The sequence below is a fragment of the Ancylobacter sp. 3268 genome, assembly GCF_031456575.1.
GTDB lineage: Bacteria > Pseudomonadota > Alphaproteobacteria > Rhizobiales > Xanthobacteraceae > Ancylobacter.
On the sequence record NZ_JAVDUX010000033.1, the window covers coordinates 1 to 20,184 of the forward strand.

The 20,184-nt window shown below is 67.4% G+C and carries 21 protein-coding genes and 3 tRNA genes; 14 read left to right on the forward strand and 10 right to left on the reverse strand.

All coding sequences use genetic code 11. The features are described 5' to 3' along the window. The 3 genes from J2X65_RS26025 to J2X65_RS26035 all read right to left on the reverse strand — a co-directional run. Window positions 1-96 (reverse strand): GTP-binding protein (locus J2X65_RS26025; RefSeq protein ID WP_244518008.1); only part of this gene is annotated, 96 nt, incomplete at its 3' end. Window positions 97-287: 191 nt separating this feature from the next. Next, window positions 288-361 (reverse strand) — tRNA-Gly (locus J2X65_RS26030). Window positions 362-394: 33 nt separating this feature from the next. Then, a tRNA-Tyr gene (locus J2X65_RS26035) sits at window positions 395-479 on the reverse strand. 217 nt (window positions 480-696) lie between these two features. On the opposite strand from J2X65_RS26035, the gene rlmB reads away from it, so the two are divergent. The 3 genes from rlmB to J2X65_RS26050 all read left to right on the forward strand — a co-directional run bounded on the left by rlmB (window position 697) and on the right by J2X65_RS26050 (window position 5,014). After that, window positions 697-1,527, forward strand: a complete 831-nt coding sequence (rlmB, locus tag J2X65_RS26040) for a 23S rRNA (guanosine(2251)-2'-O)-methyltransferase RlmB (RefSeq protein ID WP_310208129.1) — start codon at window positions 697-699, stop codon at window positions 1,525-1,527. Between the two features lie 560 nt (window positions 1,528-2,087). Then, window positions 2,088-2,810 (forward strand): hypothetical protein, encoded by a 723-nt coding sequence (locus J2X65_RS26045; protein WP_310208133.1) that lies wholly within the window; start codon window positions 2,088-2,090, stop codon window positions 2,808-2,810. A 530-nt stretch (window positions 2,811-3,340) separates the two neighbouring features. Then, window positions 3,341-5,014 (forward strand): MFS transporter, encoded by a 1,674-nt coding sequence (locus J2X65_RS26050; RefSeq protein ID WP_310208136.1) that lies wholly within the window; start codon window positions 3,341-3,343, stop codon window positions 5,012-5,014. Window positions 5,015-5,193: 179 nt separating this feature from the next. On the opposite strand, the gene J2X65_RS26055 is transcribed toward J2X65_RS26050, so the two are convergent. From J2X65_RS26055 to J2X65_RS26065, 3 genes are all read right to left on the reverse strand, one after another. Further along, window positions 5,194-5,535 carry a RidA family protein gene (locus J2X65_RS26055; RefSeq protein ID WP_213361451.1) on the reverse strand — a complete coding sequence of 114 codons (342 nt, stop codon included), beginning with the start codon at window positions 5,533-5,535 and terminating at the stop codon, window positions 5,194-5,196. Window positions 5,536-5,794: 259 nt separating this feature from the next. Next, window positions 5,795-6,424, reverse strand: coding sequence for an OmpA family protein (locus J2X65_RS26060; protein ID WP_310208143.1), 630 nt, complete (start codon window positions 6,422-6,424; stop codon window positions 5,795-5,797). Between the two features lie 34 nt (window positions 6,425-6,458). After that, on the reverse strand, window positions 6,459-6,881 hold the full coding sequence (locus J2X65_RS26065; RefSeq protein WP_310208147.1) for a cysteine rich repeat-containing protein: 423 nt from the start codon (window positions 6,879-6,881) through the stop codon (window positions 6,459-6,461). Window positions 6,882-7,250: 369 nt separating this feature from the next. Here J2X65_RS26065 and J2X65_RS26070 point away from each other — a divergent pair. Continuing rightward, a tRNA-Thr gene (locus J2X65_RS26070) sits at window positions 7,251-7,325 on the forward strand. Between the two features lie 231 nt (window positions 7,326-7,556). Beyond that, on the forward strand, window positions 7,557-8,297 hold the full coding sequence (locus tag J2X65_RS26075; RefSeq protein ID WP_310208150.1) for a hypothetical protein: 741 nt from the start codon (window positions 7,557-7,559) through the stop codon (window positions 8,295-8,297). Window positions 8,298-8,393: 96 nt separating this feature from the next. Here the strand turns inward: J2X65_RS26075 and J2X65_RS26080 are convergent, their stop codons facing one another. Together J2X65_RS26080 and J2X65_RS26085 are read right to left on the reverse strand one after the other, a co-directional pair. Continuing rightward, a complete protein-coding gene (locus J2X65_RS26080; RefSeq protein ID WP_310208152.1) occupies window positions 8,394-9,086 on the reverse strand; it encodes a sulfite oxidase-like oxidoreductase in 693 nt (230 codons plus the stop codon). 167 nt (window positions 9,087-9,253) lie between these two features. Next, window positions 9,254-9,994, reverse strand: a complete 741-nt coding sequence (locus J2X65_RS26085) for a TerC family protein (RefSeq protein ID WP_310208157.1) — start codon at window positions 9,992-9,994, stop codon at window positions 9,254-9,256. 415 nt (window positions 9,995-10,409) lie between these two features. On the opposite strand from J2X65_RS26085, the gene J2X65_RS26090 reads away from it, so the two are divergent. From J2X65_RS26090 to J2X65_RS26125, 8 genes are all read left to right on the forward strand, one after another. Further along, complete coding sequence (locus J2X65_RS26090) at window positions 10,410-11,537, forward strand: extracellular solute-binding protein (RefSeq protein ID WP_310208159.1); 1,128 nt, start codon at window positions 10,410-10,412, stop codon at window positions 11,535-11,537. A 187-nt stretch (window positions 11,538-11,724) separates the two neighbouring features. Beyond that, entirely contained in the window at window positions 11,725-12,801 is a 1,077-nt protein-coding gene (locus J2X65_RS26095; protein WP_310208161.1) for an ABC transporter ATP-binding protein, read from the forward strand. Beyond that, entirely contained in the window at window positions 12,794-13,831 is a 1,038-nt protein-coding gene (locus J2X65_RS26100; RefSeq protein ID WP_310208164.1) for an ABC transporter permease, read from the forward strand. The genes J2X65_RS26095 and J2X65_RS26100 overlap by 8 nt, the downstream gene beginning before the upstream one ends. A gap of 232 nt (window positions 13,832-14,063) precedes the next feature. Beyond that, entirely contained in the window at window positions 14,064-14,867 is an 804-nt protein-coding gene (locus J2X65_RS26105; RefSeq protein ID WP_310208168.1) for an ABC transporter permease, read from the forward strand. Beyond that, on the forward strand, window positions 14,830-15,453 hold the full coding sequence (locus J2X65_RS26110) for a hypothetical protein (RefSeq protein WP_310208170.1): 624 nt from the start codon (window positions 14,830-14,832) through the stop codon (window positions 15,451-15,453). The genes J2X65_RS26105 and J2X65_RS26110 overlap by 38 nt, the downstream gene beginning before the upstream one ends. 120 nt (window positions 15,454-15,573) lie before the next feature. After that, window positions 15,574-16,572 carry an MBL fold metallo-hydrolase gene (locus J2X65_RS26115; RefSeq protein ID WP_310208174.1) on the forward strand — a complete coding sequence of 333 codons (999 nt, stop codon included), beginning with the start codon at window positions 15,574-15,576 and terminating at the stop codon, window positions 16,570-16,572. 283 nt (window positions 16,573-16,855) lie between these two features. Then, entirely contained in the window at window positions 16,856-17,113 is a 258-nt protein-coding gene (locus J2X65_RS26120; RefSeq protein ID WP_310208176.1) for a DUF3297 family protein, read from the forward strand. Between the two features lie 122 nt (window positions 17,114-17,235). Next, on the forward strand, window positions 17,236-17,517 hold the full coding sequence (locus tag J2X65_RS26125) for a hypothetical protein (RefSeq protein WP_310208178.1): 282 nt from the start codon (window positions 17,236-17,238) through the stop codon (window positions 17,515-17,517). A gap of 21 nt (window positions 17,518-17,538) precedes the next feature. Here J2X65_RS26125 and cutA read toward each other — a convergent pair whose 3' ends face one another. Next, window positions 17,539-17,868: a divalent-cation tolerance protein CutA gene (gene cutA, locus J2X65_RS26130; protein WP_310208180.1), complete on the reverse strand. Its 330-nt coding sequence runs from the start codon at window positions 17,866-17,868 to the stop codon at window positions 17,539-17,541. Between the two features lie 30 nt (window positions 17,869-17,898). Between cutA and J2X65_RS26135 the strand changes: the two genes are divergently transcribed. Next, window positions 17,899-18,720, forward strand: a complete 822-nt coding sequence (locus J2X65_RS26135) for an NAD kinase (RefSeq protein WP_310208183.1) — start codon at window positions 17,899-17,901, stop codon at window positions 18,718-18,720. A 9-nt stretch (window positions 18,721-18,729) separates the two neighbouring features. Here the strand turns inward: J2X65_RS26135 and J2X65_RS26140 are convergent, their stop codons facing one another. Further along, entirely contained in the window at window positions 18,730-19,911 is a 1,182-nt protein-coding gene (locus J2X65_RS26140; RefSeq protein ID WP_310208185.1) for a DUF2336 domain-containing protein, read from the reverse strand. Window positions 19,912-20,184 lie beyond the last annotated feature (273 nt).

A 20,184-nucleotide genomic window follows, 5' to 3' on the forward strand; every position in this document is an offset into this window, starting at 1 on the left:
GATCGCTGCCGTCAAAGACGTCTTGCCATGGTCAACATGGCCGATCGTCCCAATGTTGCAGTGAGGCTTCGAACGGTTGAACTTCTCTTTGGCCATTGCTCGCTTCCTTCAGCGACAGTCGCGGTCGCAAAATCGGGGCGTGGGATAGGCGGTTTCCCGCCTTTCCGCAAGACGCGCCTTCCAAACGGCGCGAGTCGGTCAGGGGGACGTCAAGCCGGGCCGGGCTTGGCCGGCATGAAAGGCGGGCCGTAACCGCGATGGGTGACAGGTTCATGAAAACCGGGGGCTGGAGCGGGTGAAGGGAATCGAACCCTCGTCATCAGCTTGGAAGGCTGTTGCTCTACCATTGAGCTACACCCGCGCTCGCGTCTTCCTACGCCGGCTACGGGCGACGTGGTGGGGGAGGTAGGACTCGAACCTACGAAGGCGTAGCCAGCGGATTTACAGTCCGCCCCCTTTGCCGCTCGGGACACTCCCCCTTGCACGTCGGTCGCGCCCGGAACGCTTGAAAAGCGTCGTCTCCGGTCTTTCGACCCCGGTCTCTCGACCATCGAACCGAAGCGAAGCCGCGCCGGTTCGTGCGGCGCGCTTTATGGTGAGGTGCCCGCCCCCTGTCAACCCCGCCGGGACGGCTTACCCTCGTCCGGCATGTGGATGAAATTGCAATGCGCTGCGCGCCGTGACATGAACCGGATCATGAGCGATCGTAACCGCCCACCCTTCAAAGGCCAGCCCTTCCATGCCCGCGGCGGCGCCCGGGGCGCCGCGTCGCGCGGCGAGCGTCCCGCCGGGCGGCCGTTCGGCGCCTGGCCGGACGACGTCGCCATCCTCTATGGCTGGCACAGCGTCAGCGAAGCGCTGCGCAATCCGCAGCGGCGCATCCGCCGCCTGCTCGCCACCGAGAACGCGATACGCCGCCTCACCGACGAGAAGGTGCCGCTGAAGCTGGAGCCCAAGCTGGTCCGCCCCGGCGAGATCGACCGCCTGCTCGAGGCGGACGCGGTGCATCAGGGCCTGTTCGCCGAGGCCGATCCCCTGCCCTCGCCCAGCCTCGCCGAGGCGGCGTCGAGCGACCTCCTGCTGGTGCTCGACCAGATCACCGATCCGCACAATGTCGGCGCCATCGTGCGTTCGGCGGCGGCGCTGAAGGTCGGCGCCATCGTCACCACCGCCCGCCACAGCCCGGCGGCCACCGGCGTGCTGGCGAAGAGCGCCTCGGGCGGGCTGGAGCATGTGCCGTTCTGCTTCGTGCCCAATCTCGCCCGCGCGCTCGACGAATTGAAGGATCGCGGCGTGCTCGTCGTCGGCCTGGACAGCGAAGGCGCCGCCGACCTTGCCGATACCAAGCTGCGCGCGCCGCTGGCGCTGGTGCTGGGGGCGGAAGGCAAGGGCCTGCGCCAGCTCACCCGCCAGACCTGCGACGTGCTGGCGCGAATCGATCTGCCCGGCGCCATCGTCAGCCTGAACGTGTCGAACGCCGCGGTGCTGGCCCTGCATATGGCCCGCCGGGCCATCTCGCGCCCCTGATCCGCCCGGCCAGGAGGCACATCCCTCTGTCCGGCGCGGCGCCCTAGGGCGCCGCCCTCAGGCGCCCAGCCAGCCGCCGCCCCGCTCCGGCTCCGGCCCCGCGAGAACGCCGCCGCTCCCTCCCCACCGGCGCTCCGCCCCAGCCCGGCCCGGCCCGGCAGGCACCGAAAACCGGTGCGCCCTCCGCTGCGTCCGCCGACGCGCCTCGCAAGCGTCCGAGAGGATTCGTCACGGCGATGCGCATCGCCCTGCGCGCCCTGATCGATCCCCTTCCGCCACAGCCCAGCCGCCCCTTGCCGCCTGGCATCCGGGGGACGCGCCGCATCGTGGCCGGCACCACCCCTATGGGTTGCATAAATACGATAGACAACTTTTACGATACGTGATGGAGTGCCCTCCACCCATCGTGTGAAACGATAAGCCGATCGATTCACCCAAAGCTTTCCTAAGCGAATATCCTTTTTAGACAAGGATATTCGTCCAGAAAACTCGTCCAATTAAACGGCAATATACTTGTACAGAAATCTATTTTTCATATAGATCGCAAACGAGATTCCGATATGAATATCAAATCATTCAATATCGATCATCTCTGCTTCATAAATCTGGATCATCGCACCGATCGTCTTGAGAATATGCAGAAAGTCCTGGCCCCCTGCCGCTGGCCGGTCGAACGGATTTCCGCCGTGCGCCTGCTGTCGCCGGACCAGGCCGCCGGCGAGAGGGCCCACTCGCTGAACGTGCTGAGCATCTGGAAGTCGCACCGGAAGGCGCTGACGCGCGGGCTCGATCAGCTGGCCGAGGGCGGGCTCATCGTGCTCGAGGACGACATCAAGATCAGCAGAGACTTCTTCGGCGAAACCCTCGCGCTGCCGGCTTCGCTTCCCGATGATTGGGAGGTCATCCTGTACAATGCCCGCTTCAGGAAGCATTCCGTCGTCAGCAACGGCGTCAGGATGAAGCAGCCCTGGGAGAAAAACGCCTTTCGCGGCGCGCCGGCCTATCTGCCGGAGATCAAGAAGACCTATATCTGCAACGGCGCGCATTTCTGCGTGTTTCGCGACAAGGCGACGATCGCCAAGATCGTCGAGACCATGGATGCGATCCCGCAGAAATATCACATCGATTCCTTCTACGGTCATGCCTTCCAGACCTATGCGCTGCACTCGCGCGCGATCGGTTTCGCCGATTTCGAATCGGACAACCGCAGGCCGCTGAGCAGCCCTCACGACGCCGGCCGGGACCGGCGCGAAGACGCCGGCACGCAGCCGCAGTCCCCGTAGGCGAAGCACACCGGCCTCGTCCTGCCGCACCCTCGGCGGCACCCGGGGCGAATCGCCGCGCCGGCCACCGTCCCTGTTCGCCTTGCCCCGTCGTCGCGCCGGCTTCCCGCCGGCGTCGCGCGGTTTTCGTGCGTCTCGAGCGGCATGAAAGGGCGCGAAAACCCTCGCCCGAGGGCGCGAAAACCCTCGTCCGGCGTCCCCGATACAGCGGGCGGGGGTACAACCGTCGATTTACGACCAATTGCCAATCGTCAACATCGCGCGAATTCGTCAGACTTTTCTCTAAGGCATGTCGAATGCCAGTAATTCGATGTGCAACGAAGCCGGATACCGTACCGCTGCGCCAGATGGCGGACTGTTCCGGGAGGACAACGATCCGAGCGACGGGCGTTCGCAAAGAACCCCAAGCCTCGACAGCACTCATCGGTCGCGCATGTCGCGCGCCGCGCATTTTGACGCGTGTCATCGCCCGCGGGGCATGAAGCACGTCTTGTGCGGATAATGTCTTACTTTGGGGAAGGATAAGCACCATGAGCGTCACCACCGCCGGTACTGTCACCGCGACGGCACCGATGACGCGCGAGGAGAAGAAGGTCATCTTCGCCTCTTCGCTCGGCACCGTCTTCGAGTGGTATGATTTCTATCTGTATGGCTCGCTCTCCGCGATCATCGCCGCGCAGTTCTTCTCGGGCGTCAACCCGACCGCCGCCTTCATCTTCGCCCTGATGGCCTTTGCCGCCGGCTTCGCGGTGCGTCCGTTCGGCGCGCTGGTGTTCGGCCGGCTCGGCGATCTCGTCGGGCGCAAATACACCTTCCTCATCACCATCCTGCTGATGGGCGCCTCCACCTTCGTCGTCGGCATCCTGCCGAACTATGCGACCTGGGGCATCGCGGCGCCGGTGATCCTGATCATCCTGCGCCTGTTCCAGGGCCTCGCGCTCGGCGGCGAATATGGCGGCGCGGCGACCTATGTCGCCGAGCATGCGCCGCATGGCCGGCGCGGCTTCTACACCTCGTGGATCCAGACCACCGCGACGCTCGGCCTGTTCCTGTCGCTGCTGGTGATCCTCGGCACCCGCACCTGGTTCGGCGAGGCCGAGTTCGCCGCCTGGGCGTGGCGCATTCCGTTCCTGGTATCGATCATCCTGCTCGCCGTCTCGGTGTGGATCCGTCTGACGCTGAACGAATCGCCGGCCTTCAAGAAGATGAAGGAGGAGGGCAAGACCTCGAAGGCACCGCTCACCGAAGCCTTCGGCAAGTGGGAAAACGCCAAGGTGGGCCTCGTCGCGCTGCTCGGCGGCACCGCCGGCCAGGCGGTGGTCTGGTACACCGGCCAGTTCTATGCGCTGTTCTTCCTCACCCAGACGCTGAAGGTCGACGGCGCCACCGCCAACATCCTCATCGCCGTCTCGCTGCTGATCGGCACGCCGTTCTTCATCGTCTTCGGCTGGCTGTCGGACAAGATCGGCCGCAAGCCGATCATCCTCGGCGGCTGCCTCATCGCGGCGCTCACCTATTTCCCGATCTTCGCGGCGATCACCCATTATGCCAATCCGGCGCTCGAGCAGGCGCAGGCCACCTCGCCGGTGCGCGTCGTTGCCGATCCCGGTGAGTGCTCCTTCCAGTTCAATCCGGTCGGCACCTCCAAATTCGTGTCGTCCTGCGACATCGCCAAGTCGTTCCTGGCCCGCAACTCGGTGAACTATTCCAACGAGGCGGCCCCGGCCGGCACCGTCGCCACCATCCATGTCGGCGACAAGGCGTTCAGCTCGTTCAACGGCGTCGGGCTCGACGCGGCGGCGTTCAAGACCCAGTCGGACGCCTTCAACGCCGAGATGACCACCGCTATCCGCACCGCCGGCTATCCGGCGAAGGCGGACCCGGCGGCCATCAACACGCCGATGGTGGTGGCGTTGCTGACCATTCTGGTGCTGTTCGTCACCATGGTGTACGGGCCGATCGCCGCCTGGCTGGTGGAACTTTTCCCCACCCGCATCCGCTACACCGCAATGTCGCTGCCCTATCACATCGGCAATGGCTGGTTCGGCGGCTTCCTGCCGACCACCGCCTTCGCCATGGTGGCCGCCACCGGCGACATCTATTACGGCCTCTGGTACCCGATCGTGGTGGCGCTGATGACGGTGGTCATCGGCCTGCTGTTCGCGCCGGAAACCAAGGACCGCGACCTCGAAAACTGGCACTGAGCGACGGCGGCGCCCGGCGAACGGGCGCCGCATCGCCGGATGCTGTGCCGCCGGTCGCTTGCGCCGGCCGCTGCCTCGGCCCTCGGCCCGCAACGGGGGCCTTCTCTTTGCGCAGGCATGAAAACGGCCCCGCCGGGACATCGGCGGGGCCGTTTCCTTTGCCGTGACGCCCGCGCGACTCAGATCGCCGCCGTCACCACGATCTCGACCTTGTAGTCCGGCGTGGCGAGCGCGGCTTCGACGGTGGCGCGGGCCGGCGCGCCGCCGGCGGCGACCCAGCCGTCCCACACCGCGTTCATCTCGGCGAAGGTGGAGATGTCGGCGAGATAGATGGTGGCGGTCAGCAGCTTGGTCTTGTCGGTGCCGGCCGCGGCAAGCAGCGCGTCGATCTGGGCGAGAACGCCCTTGGTCTGTTCGGCGACGCTGGGACCGAGCGCGACCTGCCCGGCGAGATAGGCGACCGATCCATGGACCACGGCCTGGCTCATGCGGGTGCCGGGCTCGATTCTGTTGATGCTCATTGTCTCATGCTCGCTTGTGTGTGTCGGGCGCCCGCTACCGGGCGGGCGGAGCCTCACTAGAACATGTCGGCGCCGAGGTGAACGGTTTTTCCCCGCGTTCGGCGTTCGGCGCTCGCCGGCGCCTCCGCACCCGCCGGCCTCCTACCCGCCGCGGCGTCGGGGACCCGATGTCAAGGAAAAGGCCGCCGGGCGTCTCCACCCGGCGGCCTTGCCCGTCCGGTGGCCGCCCGCGAGGGACCGCCACCCGGCATCGACAGCGTCACTGCAGGGGCTTGGGCATCGCCTGCATCGTGCCGATGGTGAAGATCTCGACCCGGCGATTGATCGGGTCGGTCGGCTTGGACGGCACTTCGAGCGCCTCCTGGCCAAGGCCGACGGCGTCCAGGCGGGCCGGATCGACCTTGCCGAGATTGACCAGCGCTTCCTTGATGGCTTCGGCGCGCTTCTGGCTGAGCGCCAGGTTGACGGCACGGGTACCGGTGGTGTCGGTATTGCCGACGACGAGGAAGCGATAGTTCCACAGGATCGGATGGTGCATCGCATCGGCGATGGAGCCGAGCGCCCCATAGGATTGCGGACGGATGACCGCCGAGTTGAGCGCGAACTGGATCTGCACGTCGATCTGCGCCAGCTTGGAGAGACGCTTGGCGATCTCCGACTGGTCGAGCGGCAGCGGCTGGTTGGCCTGCACGGCGCGCTGCGCCATATTCTGCAGCACCTGGGCGGTGAGGCTCGGATCGAACTGCGTCACCTCGGACAGCTGCTTGGTGATTTCGGCGCTGCTCATCGGCGTCTGGGCGCTGGCGCGCTCGACGGAACCGAACGAGGCGCCGAGCGTGAGAGCGGCGACGAGGGCGAGGCCGGCGGCGCGGCGGGTGAAAGCGGTCATGACAGTGTCTTTCCCTTGAACCTTGCCGTGATGATCAGTTCGCCCAGCCGGCATTGGCCAGACCCTGCCGGCACGCATTGCTCACCACCTTGGACGAGGCGAGGAGGCAATCGAGCAGGTTGGCATCGCCGGGCTTCACGCCCTTGCAGAACTGGCGCGCATCGTCCTGGCACAGGCCGAAGGTGGCCTTCTGCGCGGCGAGACGCGCCGCGGTGCCGGCTTCCGCCGCCTGCAGGGCGGAGAAGCACTGCGCCGGCACGTCCTTCTTGTTCTGCTCCAGGCAGGAGGCGACCTTGCCGGTGCCGATGTCGTCGCGGGCGCAGAAGCGCTCGATCGAGGCACCGCAAGCCTTGGCGATGAGATCGCCGGCATCGGCGAAGCTCATGGTCTGGGCGCTGGCCCCGCCCGCCGAGACGACGAGCGCGAGCGCTGCCAGTCCGAAGATGTGTCGCTTCATGAATTTCCGTCCCCTGAATCGGCGCGCCCGGTGCTTGGCGCGCCGGTGTGCCCCCTTCCGGTCGCCGTGACCGGAATACCCAACGGAAATGGTCTCGCAGAACCCCACGTCAGTTTCAATGCAGGAATTGTCCGGATCGCCTTCCTGCCGGCGCCGGGCGCGGGCGAATCCGCCGTCTCGTCCCGGCCGCTTCGCGCCGGTCGCGGCGGCGGTCTTGACCGGGAAGCGGCCATCGGCGAAGAAGCTTCAATCGAGACTTCGCCCCTCAAAGGCGGGAGGCCTCGCAGGTAGGAAGCCGGCACGCGAGGACCCGCACCGCAGCGAGCCGGAATCGACGAAATATCTGGTGCGGTTCTGGTTTTTAGTCTTGCCGGGTTAGCACAGCGGTAGTGCAGCGGTTTTGTAAACCGAAGGTCGGGGGTTCGATCCCCTCACCCGGCACCACCCCTCTAAAGGCAGCCGTCCCACAGGCGGTCGCCGCGTACACCCGCCTCCGCCCCGGTCCCGCCCCGCTCTTGCCGGCATCCCGATCCCGGCCCGGCCGCGTCCGGCGAACGGGCGATCGAGCCGATCTGCGGGCCCGGAATGTCCCAAACCTGCGCATGCGCGGTCTAACCTTCTGAGATTACCGCCGAATCAGTTATAATTTCCCCGATGCCCTCGGGGAAACCGGACATGCAATCCAAATGGCAGGCACTTGCATGCTGCCTCGGCGTGGCGGCGCTGTGCGTGCTGTACCTCCTGGTGGTTCCCGGCGTCCGCCTCCTCGATATCTGTGCCGGCGCCGGCCTTGGTGCCGCGCTGATGTGGGCGATCAACGAGTGGGAATCCGGCAAGTGGGGCAAGTGGGAGCGCCCGAGCTGGGGAAGCGCCGGATTGCCGGCCCCCAAGCGGAACGCCGCGGCACTGCCATCTAAGGCCGCGGCACTGCCATCTTCGGCGCCGGTGCGGACCGTGGTTCTCGTCCGGCCGCGCCCGGCCGCTTCCGCCCTGGCCGCGCCGACGCCGGCCGCCGCACAGCACCGGTCCCCGCCCCCTGCTCCCGCCGCGCTGGAGGCCGAGAATTTCTGGGAGGTCGACGACGAGGCGCGCGCCGCACCGGATTGGGACGCCTCCGTTCTTGCCGAGACCTGGGCGAAGCTGCGCAACGAACTCGCCATCGCCTGCGACGACCCGCCGCCGCGCGAGAAGGTCGCCGTCGACCTGCCGCCGGCCGCCTTCGCCCGCCAGCCGCTGCCGGCAGGTGATTCGCCGGCCGGTGATTCGCCGGCTTATCGGGAGCCGATGTCCGTGCGGCTGCCGATGGCCGGGCGGCCGGCGAGCCCGGTGGCCGATGCCGACGAGAACGCTGCGCCGCGGCTTGCCAGGGCCGTCCCGCCAGCCTTCCTGCGCCCGAGCCCACGCCGGCTGCGCTGAGTCGCAACGCCGGCCCGGGCAGCCCGCCGGAGGCGCAACGGCGCCTGCGCCGCGGCAGCCCCGCAGCCTTCAGCCCGGAAGCTCACGCCGTCCGGCTCACTCATCGGCGGAATAGCGCTCCTCCCTCCACGGGTCGGCATGGTTGTGATAGCCGTTCTCCTCCCAGAAGCCGCGCCTGTCGGCGGGACGGAACTCGATCTGCTGCAGCCACTTGGCGCTCTTCCAGAAATACAGATGCGGCACCATCAGCCGCAGCGGCCCGCCATGCTCGCGGGTGAGCGGCCGGCCCTCCCAGCTGTGCACCAGCATCGCGTCCTCGGCGGCGAAGTCCTCCAGCGCCATGTTGGTGGTGTAGCCGTCATAGGAGCGCAGCAGCACGAAGCCCGCTTCCGGCTTCGGCATGACGATGTCAAGCAGGTCGCGGGTGAAGAGGCCCTCCCAATGATTGTCGTAGCGCGACCAGGTGGTGACGCAGTGAATGTCGGTCACCTCGCGGCTCTGCTTCTGCGCGAGAAATTCGCGCCAGTTCCACGAAACCGGATGCTCCACCGCGCCGCCGACGTCGAGGCGCCAGTGGTCGAGCGGGATCTCCGGCTGCAGGCCGAGGTCCAGCACCGGCCAGTCGCGCACCAGATGCTGGCCGGGCGGCAGCCGCTCCGCCTCGGGCCGGGAGACCCGTCCGGTGAGGAACTTGCCGCTCTGCGCCCAGCTGCGCTTGGTGCGGGTCAGCTTGCTGTCGGCAGGAACCGCCGCCGCATCCGGCGGCAGCGACGCGTCGTCATCGGTCATCGGCGAACTCCTCGGCGGGCCGCATCGCGGTGTCGGCGGTGAGCATAGCATCCCCCCGTCGAGGCGCCTTCGCGTTTCGCACGGCGGGGCGGCAGGCGCAGGCTGTGCCACGAAAACAAACGGCGGGCCGAAGCCCGCCGTCGGTGTTTCCTACGCTGCGGGCGGCCTCAGGCCGGCCGGCGCTTGCGCTGGAGCATGTTGAGGAACTCGATGCCCGCCGAAAACGCCATCGCCGCATAGATATAGCCCTTGGGCACATGCGCGCCGAAGCCTTCGGCGATCAGCGTGGTGCCGATGAGCAGCAGGAAGCCCAGCGCCAGCATGACGATGGAGGGGTTGCGGTTGATGAAGTTGGCCAGCGGCCCCGCCGCGAACAGCATGGTCAGCACCGCCACCACCACCGCGATCACCATGATCGGGATGTGCTCGGTCATGCCCACCGCGGTGATGATGCTGTCGATGGAGAAGACGAGGTCGAGGATCAGGATCTGGATGATCGCCGCGCGGAAGCTGATGTCGATCACCTTGCCGGCGCTGACCTCGGCGTCGCCATGCTCGGCGAGCGGCTCCATGCTGTGGTGGATTTCCTTGGTCGCCTTCCACACCAGGAACAGGCCGCCGGCGATCAGGATCAGGTCACGCCACGAGAAGTCGTTGCCGAACACCGAGAACACCGGCGTGGTGAGCTGCACGATGATCGCCACCGTGCTGAGCAGGCCGAGCCGCATCACCAGCGCGAGGCCGATGCCGATCCGCCGCGCGCGGGGGCGGATGGCCTCCGGCAGCTTGTTGGTCAGGATCGAGATGAACAAGAGGTTGTCGATGCCGAGCACCACTTCCATGGCGATCAGCGTCACGAGCGCCGCCCACGCCGCGGGACTGGCGGCAAGCTGCATGAGATAGTCCATCGGTCACTCCTCTGCGGCAACGCGCATCAACGCGCGGCAACCGTAACGGGATGCAACTCTCGACCGTATAAATTTCATAGGGAAGACACAGCCTCTACGCCGGCATGACGTCGGAAAGCGATCCGACATCACGCGAACGCCGGCACGGCTCGCGTCAGAGGGGCCCGGATCATCGGGTGAGGGCAATCTAATGCTTCGCCCACGCCCCGCCAGCACCCGGACGCATGACAGATTGTCGCACCCTGCCCGGCATGGGCGGCGGATGCACGGCCGTGCGTGAACCTTGAACGAATGCGACAAATCCATTGTTGCATGGCGACGTTCGCTTTCCGCTGCGCGCGGCGCGTGTCATCGTTCGTTCATCGCCCGGCACTAGAGCGAGCGCCACTCGCCCGCTGGGCCTTGGGAGGATCAAATGACCCGCTTTTCCCGCCGTAACTTCATGAAGGCCGGCGCCTTCGCCCTCGCCGCTCCGGCGGTGCTGCGCGCGCATGACGCGCTGGCCAGCTCCGGCTCGGTCGATGTGTATGCCTGGGGTGACTATTTCGACAAGAACACCATCCTGGCCGACTTCACCAACGCCACCGGCGTCAAGGTGAACCTGTCGACCTACGGCTCCAACGAGGAAGCCGAGAACAAGCTGCGCGCCGCCGGCGGCAAGGGCTTCGACCTCCTGTTCCCCTCGGTCGACACCGGCCCGAACTACTACAAGGACAACCTGCTCCAGGCCATCGACGAGAAAAAGTTCAAGGTCGAGAACGTCATCCCCTCGATCTACCGCAACTCGCTGACCCTCGGCGCCGCCCATCGCGGCAAGCGCTACCTGGTGCCGTTCGACTGGGGCACTGAGGGCATCACCTGGGATTCGACGAAGTTCCCCGGCAAGAAGTCGGGCGAGATCTCCTATGGCGATATGTGGCTAGCCGCCAATCCGAAGCAGACCGCCATCCGCCAGAAGTCGGTATTCAACGGCGTTGCCCTCTATCTCGACGCCAACGGCACGCTGCCGTCCAATCGCGGCCTCGATCTCTACAAGTCGGAAGCCGACGCCCGCCGCGTCTTCGACGGCGTGCTGAAGTTCATCGTCGAGCATCGCGGCAATATCGGCGCCTTCTGGAACAACGCCACCGAGGCGACCGCCGCCTTCACCGATGCCGGCTGCACCATCGGCCAGACCTGGGACACTACCGGCATCCTGCTCCATCAGAAGACCGACAAGAAGTGGAGCTACGGCATGCCGAAGGAGGGCGGCCTCGCCTGGACCGACACGCTGGCCATTCCCGCCGGCGCCGCCAATCTCGAGCAGGCCTACGCCTTCGCCAACTTCCTCTACCAGCCGGAAGTGGGCGCCCGCTTCGCCAACACCACCGGCTACAATTCCTGCGCCAAGGGCGCGGATGCGTACCTCTCCGAGGAAGCCCGCGCCGCCTTCCAGGCCGCCTACCCGGCGGGTGCCATCGACAACCTGTTCTGGTGGCCGATGCAGACCGACTTCTACGCCAAGCTCCGCGGCGAATATGTCGAGAAGCTGACCAACGCGTGAGCCTGCGCGCGCCGCACGCCTGAACGCGGCGGCGCGCCTTCGCTCGCCCCGCGTGCCTTGCGTCCCCGGGCCGGTCCCGGGGACCGTCTTTTCGGCTTCCGGGCAGTCTCGTAGCGTCACGCACCGGAAGTTGTACGGCCGGATCCGCTCCGGTCGCCGCTCCCCTCCCTCGTTTGCGGAACGCCCCATGCGCGGCAAGGACGTACGTCTCGACCAGGTCTCCATCCGCTTCGGCGATTCCGTCGCCGTGCAGCCGCTGAACCTCACCATCGAGGCCGGCGAGTTCTTCTCCATCCTCGGCCCGTCCGGCTGCGGCAAGACTACCATCCTGCGCACGGTCTCCGGCTTCATCGAGCCGACCATCGGCCGGGTGCTGATCGGCGGCGAGGACATGGCCGGCAAGGGGCCGAACGAGCGCCCCACCGCGCTGATCTTCCAGAACCTCGCGCTGTTCCCGCTGATGAGCGTCGCCGAGAACGTCGCCTTCGGCCTCGAGGCCCGCGGCGTTGCGAAGGCGGAGCGGCTGAAGCGGGCGCAGGAGCTGCTTGAACTGGTCGCGCTCGGCGGCTATGGCGACAAGAAGCCCGCCGACCTGTCCGGCGGCCAGCGCCAGCGCGTCGCCATCGCCCGCGCTCTTGCGGTAGAGCCGTCCGTGCTGCTGCTGGACGAGCCGCTCTCGGCGCTCGATCTCAAGCTGCGCCAGCACATGCGCGCCGAATTGCGCGCCATCCAGAAGCGGGTCGGCATCACCTTCATCTACATCACCCACGACCAGGGCGAGGCGCTCGCCATGTCCGACCGCGTCGCGGTGATGAGCCGCGGCCGGCTCGAGCAGGTCGCCGCGCCGGACACGCTCTATGCCGAGCCGGCGACGCCCTTCGTCGCCACCTTCGTCGGCGAGCAGAACGTCATCCGCGGCACGCTGCGCCGGATCTCCAACGGCGCGGCCAGCGTCGACACCCCGCTCGGCCCCATCGAGGGCTGCGAGGTCGGCACGCCCGGCATCGGCGCCCCGGTGCTGGTGATGGTGCGCCCGGAGCGGATGACGCTGGGCGCCACCCGCGACAACAGCATCCCGGTGACGCTGAAGGCCCGCCATCTCGAAGGCCCGTCGGTCAATCTCGAATGCGTTACCGGCGGCCAGACCCTCACCGTCACCCTCGCCAACGGCCCGGCCATGCGCGACCTGCCCGCCGATCTGGTGCTCGGCTTCGGCCGGGAGGACGCGCGGGTCTATGCCGAGGGGGCGCTCGCCCATGGCTAGCCTGTTCCGGGCCTATGGCCGCGGCCTCGGCGTGCTGCTGCTCGCCATCGCCGCCTTGTGGATCCTGGCGCTGATCGTGGTGCCGCTCGGCGCCATGATCGAGCAGTCGCTGTGGTGGAAGGACTCCAGGGGCGACATCACCCTGCAGATCGACCGCCTCTACAACGAGATGGCGACGCTGCAGCTCGACGCTGCCGGCGAGACCGACGCGGGCAGGAAAGCCGGCTTCGAAGCGCAGATCGCGCAGAAGCAGGCCGAGGCCACCGCGCTGGAGGCGCAGGAGACCAACCCGCCCAAGACCTACGGCTTGGCGAACTTCACCCGCATGAGCGGGCTGCATTTCTACATCTTCATCCGCACCATCATCTACGCGCTGATGGTCACCGGCCTCGCGCTCGTCGTCTGCTACCCGATGGCCTATGCGGTGGCGCTGGCCAGCGGACCGCGCAAGGCCGTCGTGCTCACCGTGGCGCTGATCGTGCCCTATGCGATCAACGAATTGCTGCGCGTCTATGCCTGGCTGATGATCCTCGACTATCGCGGCGTCATCAACGGCATCCTCGCCTGGCTCGGCATGGTCGATCTCGACAATCGCGGCTGGATTCCCTTCCTGGAAAATCCCTCCGCCGTGTTCCTGGCGATGATCTACACCTATGTACTGTTCATGGTGTTCCCGATGGTGAACACGCTGGAGACGCTGGACCGCAACCAGATCGAGGCGGCGCGCGATCTCGGCGCCTCCTCCTTCCGCATCCACCGCCGTGTCATCATCCCGCATGCCAAGCCCGGCATCGCGGTGGGCTGCATCATGACCTTCATGCTGTCGGCCGGCTCCTATTCGGTGCCGGCGATCATGACGCGCGGCCAGGGCGGCGACTGGTTCTCGCAGCTGGTCTACCGGCAGTTCTACGAGAGCAACAACTGGAACATGGGCTCGGCCTATGCGGTGTCGCTGCTGGTGGTCTGCACCGCCTTCATCCTGATCATGATGCGCCTGTTCGGCGTCGGCCTCAGGGACATCGCGAAATGAGCACCGCCACCGCAAGGCTCCACGCGCATCCACCGAGCCACTCTCCGCACGTGCTGTTTCTTTCCCTCTCCCCGTCGGGAAGAGGCGGCCCGCGCAGCGGGTCGGTGAGGGGCGGCACGGCCGGCAAGGCTAGGTGCCCCCTCACCCCATCCCTCCCCCCCACGGGGAAAGGGAGCACCGCCGCTCGATCGGCAAGGCCAGCCCTTGTCAGCACGCATGGGGATACCTGCCCATGAGCACCGCCAATGACAGCGCCGGCGCCCGGCTCATCCTCAACATCTATATCGGCCTGTTCTGCCTCTATCTGTTCCTGCCGCTGGCGGTGATGTCGGCGGCGGCGTTCAACGCCTATGACTATCCCTCCGTCACCCAGTGGCGCGGCTTCACCCTGCAATGGTTCGTGGCGCTGGCGCACGACCAGCGCCTCATCCAGGGGCTGGTCAACTCGGTGATGGTGGCGCTCGGCGTCATCGTGGTGTCGATCCCGGCCGGCCTCGCCGGCGCGCTGATCCTCACCCGGCTCGGCCAGCGCTCCGGCACCGTGCTCTATTCGGTGCTGGTGTCGCCGGTGCTCACGCCCGGCATCATCCTCGGCATTTCCAGCCTGATCTTCTGGCGGGAATTCGGCGTGCCCGGCGGCCTGTTCGTGGCGGTGATGGCGCAATCGAGCTTCATCGCCTCCTATGCGATGCTGCTGTTCCTCGCCCGCCTTCAGCGGCAGGACCGCACGCTGGAGGAGGCGGCGCTCGACCTCGGCGCCAGCCATATGCTGGTGTTCCGCCGCATCACCCTGCCCTTCCTGGCGCCGACTGCCTTCACCGCCGCCGTCGTCGCCTTCCTGCAATCCTTCGAGAACTACAACACCACCGTGTTCGCCATCGGCGGCGAATGGACTCTGGTGACGGAGATCGCCTCGCGGTTGCGCTTCGGCCTGTCACCCGTCATCAACGTGGTCGGGGTGATTTTCGTGGCTCTAACCTTGGTGGCGGCAACGACCTATGTGCTTCTCAGCAGCCGGAAGAAGAAAGCGCACTGACGCGCGCCTCCTCGCCGCCACGCTCCCGGCCCTGCTGGCGTTTGCCGCCAGCCCGGCCGATGCCGGCAGCAACGTCATCGGCATCTCGGTGGCGAGCGAGCGCGCGCCGGGCGACTTCTCCTCCACCAAGTCGACCGACACCCAGCTGAGCTATGCCCACACCTTCGACAACAATGTCAGCCTCGGCGGCTCGGCGAAATATTACGACACCGCCCACACCAGCGCCTATGCCTGGAACCTCGAGGGCACGCTCGGCTACAGCCATGCGCTGAACGAGGCGTGGTCGATCGCCGGCGTCGCCGCGCTGGGCAGCCACATGCCGAGCAACGCCACCGACTTCGCCTATTACAGCTTCACCGGCTCGCTGAACGTGAAGCTGTCTTCCGTCGTCACCTGGACCGTCATCGCCGCCCGCTACCGCAACGCGTTCGACACCGCCTATGCCTACGAGACTCCCGAGCTTTCCACCCAGTTCGACTTCCGCCTCAGCGAGGCGCATTCGGTCTCGGTCAAGTTCGAGCGCGACTGGAAGAATGGCGATGTGTCCTACGACGCCATCGAGCTCGGCTACAAATATCACTTCTAGGTCGCTCACCCGAACGTGATACCCGTCGCTGTGACGCTCGGGGAGCGAAGCCCTAGCTTCTCCCGCGCCGGGCCGCGGCCCTGCCGCCGCCGGCACCCGACCCGCCCGAAGGAGACCGCCATGACGACCGTTTCCCGCCGTGACGCCCTGCTCGCCTCCGCCACGCTCCCCGTCGCCACTGCCGTCGGAGGCCTTGCCATGACCGGCGTCACCGCCACCCCCGCCGCCGCGCAGACGCCCTCCGGCCAGCAGGTACCGAGCCTCTACCGCTACAAGGTCGGCGACATCGAGGTGACGGCGGTCAGCGACGGCGCCCGCGTCGGCCCGCTGCAGGACGGCTTCGTCCGCAACGCCTCGCGCGACCAGATCAATGCGGTGCTGGAGCAGGCCTTCCTGCCGAAGGACCAGCTGATGAACCAGTTCAACCCGCTGCTCATCAACACCGGCGGCAAGCTGGTGCTGATCGACACCGGCAACGGCCCGCAATCCGGCAATGCCACCGTCGGCAAGCTGTTCGCCAATCTCGCCTGGGCGGGCGTGAAGCCGTCCGACATCTCCACCGTGATCATCTCGCATTTCCACGGCGATCACATTAACGGCCTGCGCGCCGCCGACGGCGCCCTCGCCTTCCCCAATGCGGAGATCCTGGTTCCGGAAGTGGAGTGGAAATACTGGACCGACGAGGGCGAGGCCAGCCGCGCGCCCGAGGGCCGCAAGGGCGCCTTCGCCAATGTCGCCAAGGTGTTCAAGGATGTCGACAGCCGGGTGAAGCCCTATGGCTGGGACAAGGAGATCGCGCCGGGCATCACCTCGGTGGAAGCGGTCGGCCACACGCCGGGCCACACCGCCTTCGTCGTCGCCTCCGGCAATGGCAAGCTGTTCGTGCAGTCGGACACCACCAACAATCCGACGCTGTTCGCGGCGAACCCCGAATGGGAAGTGATGTTCGATATGGACGCGGCGAAGGCGATCGCCACCCGCAAGCGCATCTGGGACATGCTCGCCGCCGAACGCATGCAGGTGACCGGCTATCATTTCATGTTCCCGGCCCTCGGCTACGCCGAGAAGACCGGCAACGGCTACCGCCTGGTCCCGGCGGTGTGGAACCCGGTGCTCTAGGGCGTTTTCGAGCGAAGTGGAATCCACTTCGCGGAAAGAAAACGCGTCAGGACAATATGTTAGAGCATTTCCGGCGAACCGGTGTTCACCGGAAATGCTCTAGGGCCGCGGCGACCTCGGCACGCATGGGCGCGGATCGCCCTCCCGGTCCGCGTCCGGCCCCTGGCCGCCTTGCCCGGCCGGCAACCGCTTGATGGCCGGGCCGACCGGCGGCGGCCCATTGGCTTCTCCCGCCAGCTTGTCTATGTGTCGGCTTTCCTTCCTTCGCCGTGCCGAGGATCCCATGACCGAGCCGACCGCCCTCCCCGACCGCCTCTCCAGCGATCCGTCGAGCCCCCATTACGATGAGGAGTTGCTGACGCGGGGCGTCGGCATCCGCTTCAAGGGCGTCGAGAAGACCAATGTCGAGGAGTACTGCGTCAGCGAAGGCTGGGTGCGCGTCTCGGTCGGCAAGGCCAAGGACCGCGCCGGCAACCCGATGACGGTGAAGCTCAAGGGCGCGGTCGAACCTTATCTGCGCGACCTGCCGGCCGAAGGCTGAGGCCTCCGGCGCGGCGCCGCGCCGCCGCGCGATGGCCGAACCCGGTGCGCTCCCTGGTCGGTGGCATTGTCGAACCACGCCGGCTCCGCCTATCCTGCACCGGTCAGCGCAGGGAGGCACGAATGCCGGACCGGATCGTCGAGATTCGCCAGATGATGCCGGCCACCGGCTGGTTCTTCGATGGCCAGCCCGGCGAAAAGCCGCGCGAGGAATACGAGCCCGTCGCCGCCTTCGTGATGGTGGCGACCACCGACGACGAAACGCCGACCCTGGGCAATGATCTGAGCATCATCCCGCTGCGGGCGTTCGATCTTGTCGGCCTCAACGGCCTGATCGGCCGGCATATCGAGGAGCTCGACACCGACATCACCTACGAGACCCAGCTGGTCACCCTCGATGATTGAGGCCGCCGCGCCGGCACCGCGTTAGGCGTCGGTCTCCATCACGATCCAGTCGAGATAGTCCGGGTCGCCGCCGGTCACCGGCAGCACCAGCACGCCGGGCGTCTCATAGGGATGGCGCGCGCGCACCGCCTGCGCCACCGCCTCGGCGAGGTCGGTGCGGGTCTTGAACACCATCACCACTTCCTCGGCCCGCTCGATCTCGCCATGCCAGCGATAGAAGGAAACGATGCCCGGCAGGATGTTCACCGCCGCCGCCAGCCCGTCGGCGACGATGGCGCGTCCGGCGGCCTCGGCCTCGACGAGACCGGGCCATGTCGTATAGACCATCACCGTGCCGATCAGCGGCTCCATCTGTCATCCCTGCGTATCGGGCTGTCCCGCATGAACGAAGCCGCCCGCCCAGCCCCTTCTTCCGCTGCGGATGCTCCCGAAGCGGCAGCATATGGCCGAATCGCCTTTGTCGCGAGCGACGCGGCCGATGCGGTGCGCGCGCGCAGCGAGCTCACCGCGATCTACGGCCATGTCGCGCCGGAGGAGGCCGACATCGTGGTCGCCCTCGGCGGCGACGGCTTCATGCTGCAGACGCTGCACCGCTTCCGCGATACCGGCATCCCGATCTACGGCATGAATCGCGGCTCGGTCGGCTTCCTGATGAACAGCTTCAAGCAGGACGACCTGCCGGCGCGCATCGCCGCCGCCCAGCGGGTGGTCATCCATCCGCTGCTGATGGAGGCGACCGACGTCAATGGCCGCGTCCACCGCGCCCCGGCGATCAACGAGGTGTCGCTGATCCGCCAGTCCTACCAGGCGTCCAAGCTGCGCATCTCCATCGATGGCACGGTGCGCATGGAGGAACTGGTCTGCGACGGCGTGCTGGTCGCCACCCCGGCGGGATCGACCGCCTATAATCTTTCCGCCCAGGGGCCGATCCTGCCGATCGGCACGCCGCTGCTGGCGCTCACCCCGATCTCCGCCTTCCGCCCGCGGCGGTGGCGCGGCGCGCTGGTGCCCGACCGCGCCCGCATCGACATCGCGGTGCTGGAATCCGACAAGCGCCCGGTCAACGCCACCGCCGACCATTATCAGGTGCTGAACGTGGTGGCGGTACGCGCCCGCCTCGACCGCTCGTCGACGCTGACCATGCTGGTCGACCGCGATCACTCGATCGAGGAACGCATCCTGCGCGAGCAGTTCGAGGTCTGAGGCCGCGCCTCACGCCGCCAGCGTCGTGCCGAGTTCGTCGACCGGCTCCTCGTCGCGCCAGCGTTCCAGCAGCGCCACCACCGGGTTGCGGGCACCGGTCTCGCCCAGCCGCTTATATTGGTACAGCGCTTCCTCGACGATGCGCCGCTGCAATCCGGCGGGCCCCTCCTCGTCGTCGAGATAGGCCTCCTTCTGCAGCAGGTGCAGCGCGCTGCGAAAGGCGGTGAAGGCGCCGTAGGGCAGTCCGAGCCGGTCATAGAGGATGCGGAACGCGTCGCCGGAGCGGTCGGCGGCCAGCGCCGCCACCCGGTCGGTCGGCAGGCCGGACAGCAACGCCACCATTTCCAGGAACAGCCGCATGCGGCCGGAAAGCAGCGCCTTCAGCACCGCGGCCGGCGTCAGCTCCCCGCGCTGCTGCAATTGCCCGGCAAGCGCGCGCAGGTCCGGTCCGGCACGCCCGACCATGGCGACGACCGCCCGCTCGCGCCCCTCGCCCGAGCTCTCCGGCACGGCTTCCTCCCCCGCCTCGGCGTCCGGCGCCTCGCCCGCCTCCTCGCCCGCCGTCTCGCCGGGAGCGCGGCGGCCGCGCTCGACCACGAACACCGACAGCGCATTGGCCACGGCGCGGATCAGCGCCTGGTGCACGCTCGCCGGCAGGTCGCGCCGGGCCAGCAGCACCTCGCGCAATGCCGCTCCATGGCCATGGCGGGCGACGATGCGGCCGAGCGCGAAGCCCTGCACATCGGCCGCCGGATTGCCGACCAGCACGAGGCACGCCTCCTCGCCGGCGATCTCGGCGAGCGCGGCGGCGACCGGCGCGGTCACCGGCGCGCGCGCGGCGATGGCGGCGCGGCGGGCCTCGCTGCCGGCCTCGGCCAGTTCGATCAGCGCGCATTCGTTCAGCACCGGCGAGCAGGCGAGCATGCGAAGCCCCGGTTCGCCGTCGAGTTCGGCCAGCCGCAGGGCGAGGTCGTCGGGAAGGCCGGGGTGCCGGCAGAGCGCCTGCGCCAGCGCCAGCCGCGCCGGCGGATAGGGATCCTGCGCCAGCACCGGCAGCGCCGCCTCGAAGCCGAGCGCCTCCACGCCCTCGAGCTCGCCGCGGACATAGGCATCGGCCAGCATGCCGAGGCCGCGACCGCGCTCCTCGTCCGAGACCGTCTTCGCCCAGAGGAGATATTGATGCACGATCATGCCCACCTCCATCCGCCTGCCGAAGGAGGATTGGAGCACACCGGCATTAAGAATTCGTTGACCATGAAAGGCAGGCGCCGGTTAACCCTGTCCAGTGCAGCCGGCCAGCGCGACGCCCCCGCTCGCCCGAGCACCAAGGCCGAAGCGTTATCCGCCAGGCCCTAAAGTCGCCCAAACCCTAAGAGCGCCTAACAAAACCTCGTGCGGGCCCTGAAAGCGATGATGGCGGCGGCGATTGTGAGGAAAGCGCGATAGAGGTCGGCGTGGCGTTCG